This window comes from Bradyrhizobium sp. (genome assembly GCF_035273305.1).
Taxonomy (GTDB): domain Bacteria; phylum Pseudomonadota; class Alphaproteobacteria; order Rhizobiales; family Xanthobacteraceae; genus Bradyrhizobium.
This window is the reverse complement of sequence record NZ_DATEPI010000142.1, coordinates 1-6652: the sequence shown is the minus strand read 5'-3', so window position 1 is coordinate 6652 and position 6652 is coordinate 1. Positions and strand designations below refer to the sequence as shown.

At 60.8% G+C, this 6652-nt stretch carries 8 protein-coding genes; 5 read left to right on the top strand and 3 right to left on the bottom strand.

Annotation, left to right across the window (positions count from 1 at the left end; translation table 11 throughout):
• Positions 1 to 524: 524 nt before the first annotated feature.
• Positions 525 to 1304 carry an SDR family oxidoreductase gene (locus tag VJV58_RS09720; protein ID WP_324137127.1) on the bottom strand — a complete coding sequence of 260 codons (780 nt, stop codon included), beginning with the start codon at positions 1302 to 1304 and terminating at the stop codon, positions 525 to 527.
• Between the two features lie 170 nt (positions 1305 to 1474).
• Between VJV58_RS09720 and VJV58_RS09715 the strand changes: the two genes are divergently transcribed.
• The 3 genes from VJV58_RS09715 to VJV58_RS09705 are packed head-to-tail and all read left to right on the top strand — an operon-like array spanning position 1475 to position 3648.
• Entirely contained in the window at positions 1475 to 2266 is a 792-nt protein-coding gene (locus VJV58_RS09715; protein ID WP_324137126.1) for an enoyl-CoA hydratase/isomerase, read from the top strand.
• Positions 2266 to 3249 carry a phosphotransferase family protein gene (locus VJV58_RS09710; RefSeq protein ID WP_414641460.1) on the top strand — a complete coding sequence of 328 codons (984 nt, stop codon included), beginning with the start codon at positions 2266 to 2268 and terminating at the stop codon, positions 3247 to 3249. Before VJV58_RS09715 ends, VJV58_RS09710 begins: the two co-directional genes overlap by 1 nt.
• A gap of 27 nt (positions 3250 to 3276) precedes the next feature.
• Positions 3277 to 3648 (top strand): DUF6285 domain-containing protein, encoded by a 372-nt coding sequence (locus tag VJV58_RS09705; protein ID WP_324137125.1) that lies wholly within the window; start codon positions 3277 to 3279, stop codon positions 3646 to 3648.
• Between the two features lie 8 nt (positions 3649 to 3656).
• On the opposite strand, the gene VJV58_RS09700 is transcribed toward VJV58_RS09705, so the two are convergent.
• Positions 3657 to 4436, bottom strand: a complete 780-nt coding sequence (locus VJV58_RS09700) for an enoyl-CoA hydratase-related protein (protein WP_324137124.1) — start codon at positions 4434 to 4436, stop codon at positions 3657 to 3659.
• A gap of 192 nt (positions 4437 to 4628) precedes the next feature.
• Between VJV58_RS09700 and VJV58_RS09695 the strand changes: the two genes are divergently transcribed.
• Together VJV58_RS09695 and VJV58_RS09690 are read left to right on the top strand one after the other, a co-directional pair.
• A complete protein-coding gene (locus VJV58_RS09695; protein ID WP_324137123.1) occupies positions 4629 to 5903 on the top strand; it encodes an acyl-CoA dehydrogenase family protein in 1275 nt (424 codons plus the stop codon).
• 14 nt (positions 5904 to 5917) lie between these two features.
• Positions 5918 to 6391 carry a GFA family protein gene (locus VJV58_RS09690; protein WP_324137122.1) on the top strand — a complete coding sequence of 158 codons (474 nt, stop codon included), beginning with the start codon at positions 5918 to 5920 and terminating at the stop codon, positions 6389 to 6391.
• Between the two features lie 11 nt (positions 6392 to 6402).
• Here VJV58_RS09690 and VJV58_RS09685 read toward each other — a convergent pair.
• Positions 6403 to 6652 (bottom strand): AMP-binding enzyme (locus VJV58_RS09685; protein ID WP_414641459.1); only part of this gene is annotated, 250 nt, incomplete at its 5' end.

Genomic DNA, 6652 nt, shown 5'->3' with positions numbered 1-6652 from the left:
TGCCGGGTGAATCCGGTGAACCTCGCGGTGACTACGCTCGTGTGGTTCTATTTTTTCCCACGCGAGGCTGCGGGTGCATCGAGCACCCGGCATTCCCCACGCCCTCTGAATTTCAGATGGCTTTACGACTAGCAAAACTCGCGCGGAAATGCGCGGCGAGATCGAAGAGGTGTGGGCGGATTGTCTGCCTGTTTGAAAATTTGGAATTGAGCGCGGCTGCTCTTTCTTATCCCTCCCACTTGTGGGGAGGGAAAGCAGATCGTGAGCGGAGCGAACGATGTGCAGGGTGGGGGGCTGTTTCGGCATGCGAGAAACGACCCCACCCGGCGCTTCGCGCCACCCCCGGAGCGAGCTTTGCTCGTCTCGAACCCATAAAGAAAGGGCGAGATAAGAAAGAGCAAGCCTCGCTCGCCACAATGGGGAAAACTCCGTGCGCGCCAACTCTATCAGCGTCGTCCCCCGAAAGCGGGGAGGTGGATTCACGTTCGAAGTGCAATGGCGCAAACCGCGATGACCGGCAATTCTCAAAACGCCGTGTAGCCGCCATCGATCACGAAACAGTCGGCGGTATGATAAGAGGATGCCTTGCTCATCAGATAAACGGCAATGCCGCCGAAATCACCGGGCTCGCCGAAACGCCGCACTGGAATTCGCGGCATCACATTGGCCACGAACTTCTCGTTGCCCATGATACCGGCGGTCATGTCGCTCTTGATCCAGCCGGGCAGGATGGCATTGGAAGTGATGCCGTGGCGCGCCAACTCGACAGCAAGCGCCCGCACCAGCGCGTTAATGGCAGCTTTGGTCGCGGCATAATGCTCGTTGCGCGCGGTGCCGAACAGCGAAGCCAGGCTCGATGTCGCAATCAGGCGGCCGAACGGATCGCCGGCGCCGGCGCGGTCGGTCATGTGGCGTGCTGCCGCCTGAAACACATGAAAGACGCCGTCGAGATTGGTTGCGAACATCGTTCGCCATTGTTCCTGGGTGCGGTCGATGAAGGCGTGCCGCCCGCCGCCGCCGATTCCGGCATTAGCGAAGCAGCCATCGACCCGCCCAAACCGGTCAAGCGTAGCCGCCATTGCAGATTTCACGGCGGCAGCGTCGGTGACGTCGCAGACGCGGGTGTCCACCTTGCCGCCGCACCCGGCCATGGTTGCCGCTGCGCTCGCGTTCTTGTCGGCGTTGCGGCCCCAGATGGAGACGTTACAGCCGGCGGTCGCCAGCGCCTGTGCGATGCCGAGGCCAATGCCGCCATTGCCACCGGTGATGACGGCCACGCGGCCGGTCAGGTCGAAAATACTCATGAGCGTTCCAATCCGTTTGCTGCAAGTCTAAAGGTTGCGGTCTGATGACGGGCAGGGGCTTCTTCGACGACCATGGACAAGCCCGCTCAGAAAATCAAATATGGCCCGGATAATCGAAACGTTTCGCCGCGGGACGGAATAACAGCCGCCGACACCCCAAGAGGAAATCAATGCAGTTCAAGCACGCCACGCTCGATGTCGACGGCCCCGTGGCCATTCTGAGGCTCGACCATCAGGAAGTAATGAATGCGGTTTCGATGGACATGCTCGGAGGTCTCGCCGAGGCACTCGACACGATCGAAGAGCAAAAGTCCGAGCTCCGCTGCGTTGTATTGACTGGTGCCGGGCGCGCATTCTGCACCGGGGCCAACTTGCAGGGCCGAAACAACCAGAAGCCGGGCAAGAGCAACGCCGGCGCTTCGCTCGAGATCGGCTTTCATCCCTTCCTGCGCAGGCTGCGCAACCTGCATTGCCCGCTGGTCACTGCAGTCAACGGCCCGGCCGCCGGCGCCGGCATGAGCTTTGCGCTCATGGGTGACATGATCCTGTGCGCGCGATCGGCTTATTTTCTACAGGCGTTCCGGCGCATCGGGCTGGTGCCGGATTGCGGATCGACCTGGCTCTTGCCCCGGCTGATCGGCAAGGCGCGCTCGGTGGAGTTGTCATTGATGGGCGAACGGCTTCCGGCCGAGAAGGCGCTGGATTGGGGCCTGGTCAACCGCGTTTATGATGACGCGGTGCTGATGGCAGAAGCCATGAAGCTTGCGCATGAACTCGCGAACGGCCCCACGGTTGCGCTGTCGCTGATCCGCCAACTGTACTGGGAAAGCCCCGAGAACTCGTTCGAGGATCAGCTCAATCTTGAGTTCAAATCGCAACGTGTCGCTGGCGCGGCGGAAGACTTCCAGGAAGGCGTCACCGCTTTCCTCGAGAAGCGTCCGGCGAAGTTCAAGGGTAGATAATGCAGGCGTTGCTCGGCGACTGCGTTGCCTCGTGGTGTCCGGGCGCGAAAGGCGTGACCGCCGCGGTCAGATTGTCCGGCGGCGCCAGTCAGGAGACCTGGTCGTTTGATATCGTGCATCCCGATGGCAACATCGGCGCCATCCTGCGACGGGCGCCGCAAGGGTACGGCGCGGCGCCGTCCCGCGCGGCCGGACTGAATGCCGAGGCCTGTTTGATGCAGCTTGCGCATCATGCCGGCCTGCCGTCGCCACGCGTGATGCATGTCCTGCAGCCGCATGACGGGCTCGGCACCGGATTCATCATGGAGCGAGTGGATGGTGAAACTATTCCGCGCAAGATCCTGCGGGATAAGCAATTTGCTCAAGTACGCCCGTTGCTGGCGCGGCAGCTCGGGAAGGTACTCGCGGGCATTCATGGATTACCGGTCGCTCAATTGCCTGCGCTTCGCCGCATGACGGCGACAGGAGAAATCACCGAACTTGAACGGGACTATCGCAGCTTCGAATGGCCGCGGCCGGTGTTCGAACTGGCGCTACGCTGGCTGCGTGAGCGCGATCCAGGTCCGCCCCCGGAGGTGACCCTGGTGCACGGCGACTTTCGCCATGGCAATCTCATCATAGGCGCGGATGGCGTGCGCGCGGTGCTGGATTGGGAGCTCGCGCACCTTGGCGATCCGATGGAGGATCTGGGCTGGATCTGCGTCAATTCGTGGCGCTTCGGCGAGATCGACAAACCCGTCGGCGGGTTTGGATCTCGGGAGGAGCTGTTCGCCGGATATGAAGCCACGGGTCGTCGCGTCGATGTCGAACGCGCCATGTTCTGGGAGGTTATGGGTACGTTGCGGTGGGGCGTGATGTGCTGTGGCATGATGCAGCGTTTTCGCACCGGGCCCGAACACTCCATTGAGCGGGCCATTATCGGTCGCCGCTCATCCGAGACCGAAATCGATCTGTTGCGGCTGCTTTCTCCGCGCCAGCCGTGAGCCTGAAAGCTGCAAAGCGAGTCAGAGATGCAAGATGAACCGAACCCGGAAGAACTGATCAAGGCGGTGGCGGATTTCCTCCGCAACGACATTGCGCCTCAAATCAGCGGCCACCAGGCATTCAAGCTGAGGGTATCGATCAACGCGCTCGATCTGGTGGCGCGACAGCTTAAATTGGAGCACGGCAGCGACGCGGCGGAAGTCGCCCGGCTGTCGCAGATACTGGGCACGCAAGGTTCGCTCGGCGAACTCAATAAGCTGCTCGCCGATCGCATCGCGAAATGTGAGCTTGATCTGCAGACGCCCGGCCTTGCGCACCATCTGTGGCAGACCACGATGGAAAAGCTCGCGGTCGACCAGCCGAACTATGCCTCATACAAGAGCGAACTTAACAAGTGAGGCGGCGATCACTTGCCAAGCCATCTCGGTGGCCGCTTTTCCGAAAATGCTTTCGGGCCTTCGATGTAATCCTGCGACTCCGTCATGGCTTTCACGGCCGGGTATTCACGTTGCTCGGCCATCGCCTGCTCCAGCGACACGCCGAGGCCTCTCTGGATCGTCTGCTTGGAGGCGCGGATCGACATCGGGCTATTCTTGCATATGGTCTCGGCCCAGCGCTCGGCCGCCGCCAACGCTTCGCCTTGCGGCACCACCTCATTGACAAAACCGAGTTCGTGCCCCTCACGGGCGCCGACATGGCGCGCGGTCAGGATCATGCCCATCGCGCGTTTCAGCCCGATCTGGCGGGGTAGCCGGTGCAATCCTCCAGCCAGCGCCGCCAGGCCGACGCGCGGCTCGGGCAAAGCGAACGTCGCATTCTCGGAGGCGATAATAAGGTCGCAGGCCAGCGCGATCTCGAAACCGCCGCCCATGGCGACGCCATTGACCGCCGCGATGATCGGTTTGTCGCAATCGAAACGCGATGTCAGTCCGGCAAATCCGCCCTTGTCCCAGCCGCGCTTTCCTCCAGCTGCCTGCCATTTGAGGTCATTGCCGGCGCAGAACGCCTTGTCGCCCGCGCCGGTAACGATCGCCACCCATTGCTCGGGATCTGCGGAGAAGTCGTCGAACACCTTGTTAAGCTCGAAATGCGCATCCGTATGCAGGGCGTTATAGACCTCGGGACGAGACAGCGTCACGATCGTGACCGGGCCCTTGCGCGTGACTGTCGAAAATTTCAAGTCCATGTCTGCTCCCGTGGATTTTTCTATGCTTCTATACTAGCTCGCCCAACCCGTCTGATGCCACCCAATTGCGCAATGGACAGCGCCTCACAGGCCGTCTTCGGTTGCTTGACTTGAGCTTGGCGTCCGACCTTAATCGAAAAAAACGTTTTGCACGGCGTGGCGAACGAAAAATGCGCATGAGGGAGAACTGAGTTGGATTTTGCATTGCCGGCCGATCTGGTCGCCTATCTCGACGAACTCGATCGCTTCATTGCGCGCGAGATCAAGCCGATCGAGGAGGCCGATGACAACGTCCGTTTCTTCGATCACCGGCGCGAATGGGCTCGGACCGATTTCGAAAATGGCGGGTTGCCGAGGCATGAGTGGGAAGCGCTGCTTCGCAAGGTAAAGAATCTCGCCGACAAGGCCGGCCATTTGCGTTTCGCAATTCCCAAGCGTTACGGCGGCCGGGATGGCTCCAATCTCTGGATGGCTGTGATCCGCGAGCATTTTGCCTCCAAGGGGCTTGGCCTGCACAATGATTTGCAGAACGAGCATTCGATCGTCGGTAACCTGCCGCTGGTGACCATGCTCGACCGCTATGGCCGTGACGATCAGAAGGCGATGATCGAAGGCTCGATCACCGGAAAATACCGTATCACCTTCGGCCTGACCGAGCCCGAGCACGGCTCGGACGCAACCCACATGGAAACCCGCGCAGTGCAGACCACCCGCGATGGCGTCAACGGTTGGCTCATCAACGGCGAGAAGATGTGGACCACCGGAATGCACGTCGCCACCCATTGCGCGCTGTTTGCGCGCACTAGCGGCAATGATGGCGATGCCCGGGGTATCACCTGCTTTCTGGTGCCGGCAAAGAGCGCTGGCGTGAAGGTCGAAGAATACATGTGGACCTTCAACATGCCGACCGATCATCCCCGCGTCAGTTTCACCGACGTGTTCGTGCCTGAGGACGCGCTGTTCGGCGAAATCGGTCGTGGGTTGTCACTCGCGCAATGCTTTGTGCACGAGAACCGCATCCGGCAGGCCGCGAGTTCACTCGGCGCTGCCGTGTACTGCATTAAGGAGAGCGTGAAATACGCGCGCGAGCGTAAGCCGTTCGGGCATGCGCTGGCGGAGAACCAGGCAATCCAGTGGCCGCTGGTCGAACTGGCCACGCAAGCCGAGATGCTACGATTGCTCATTCGCAAGACGGCGTGGGAGATGGACCAACTGACCCAGGCGCAGGTCGAGCACACGCTTTCCGACAAGGTTTCGATGTGCAATTTCTGGGCAAACCGGCTGTGCTGTGAAGCCGCCGACCGCGCCATGCAGGTGCATGGCGGGATGGGCTATTCGCGCCACAAACCGTTCGAACATATCTACCGGCATCACCGGCGCTATCGCATTACCGAAGGCAGCGAGGAAATTCAGAAGCGCAAAGTCGCAGGGTTTCTGTTCGGGTATATGGGCGCGGCGAAGCATTGAGCGGAAGCATGATCATGGAAGGCGGCTGCACTTGCGGACATGTCAGATATCGCTTGGCGGGCAAACCGCTTATCGTTCATGCCTGTCATTGCTCCTGGTGCCAGCGCGAAACCGGCACCGCTCATGCTCTCAATGCGCTCTACGAGGCGAACCGTGTCGAACACCTGAAGGCCGAGCCGGAGTTCATCCAAACGCCGACCGCCAGCGGCAGAGGGCAGAGGATCGCCCGCTGTCCCAACTGCAAGGTAGCGATTTGGAGCAATTACCCGCAAGCCGGGCCGATGGTCCGCTTCGTGCGCGTTGGCACGATGGACAGTCCCGGCGAGTATCCTCCTGACATCCACATCTTCACATCTTCCAAACTGCCTTGGGTGACGTTTCCGGATGGCGCCAGAGTCGTGGCCGAGTCCTACAAACTGGATGAGGTCTGGTCGGATGAAGCCAAGGAGCGCCGCCGGATTATGCGAGATCGAGCCGCGAAGAAGTGAGCCCGGCGGCATCAATTCACCTGACGGTCCTTGCCTTCCCAATAAGGATCGCGCAGATGCCGGCGCAAAATCTTTCCGGACGCATTCCGCGGCAGGGCTTCGATGAACTCCACCGATTTTGGCGCCTTGAAGCCAGCGATACGTTCGCGGCTGAAGTTGACAATGTCGGAGGCAGTTGCTTTCCGACCGGGCTTCATCACCACGATCGCCTTGACCGCCTCGCCCCATTTTTCGTCGGGTACTCCGATCACGGCCGCTTCG

Excerpts from the sequence above, each read along its gene's own strand:
- VJV58_RS09700 (WP_324137124.1), bottom strand. The coding sequence starts at position 4,436 with ATGGACTTGAAATTTTCGACAGTCACGCGCAAGGGCCCGGTCACGATC.
- VJV58_RS09715 (WP_324137126.1), top strand. The coding sequence starts at position 1,475 with ATGCAGTTCAAGCACGCCACGCTCGATGTCGACGGCCCCGTGGCCATT.
- VJV58_RS09705 (WP_324137125.1), top strand. The coding sequence starts at position 3,277 with ATGCAAGATGAACCGAACCCGGAAGAACTGATCAAGGCGGTGGCGGAT.
- VJV58_RS09690 (WP_324137122.1), top strand. The coding sequence starts at position 5,918 with ATGGAAGGCGGCTGCACTTGCGGACATGTCAGATATCGCTTGGCGGGC.
- VJV58_RS09720 (WP_324137127.1), bottom strand. The coding sequence starts at position 1,304 with ATGAGTATTTTCGACCTGACCGGCCGCGTGGCCGTCATCACCGGTGGC.
- VJV58_RS09710 (WP_414641460.1), top strand. The coding sequence starts at position 2,266 with ATGCAGGCGTTGCTCGGCGACTGCGTTGCCTCGTGGTGTCCGGGCGCG.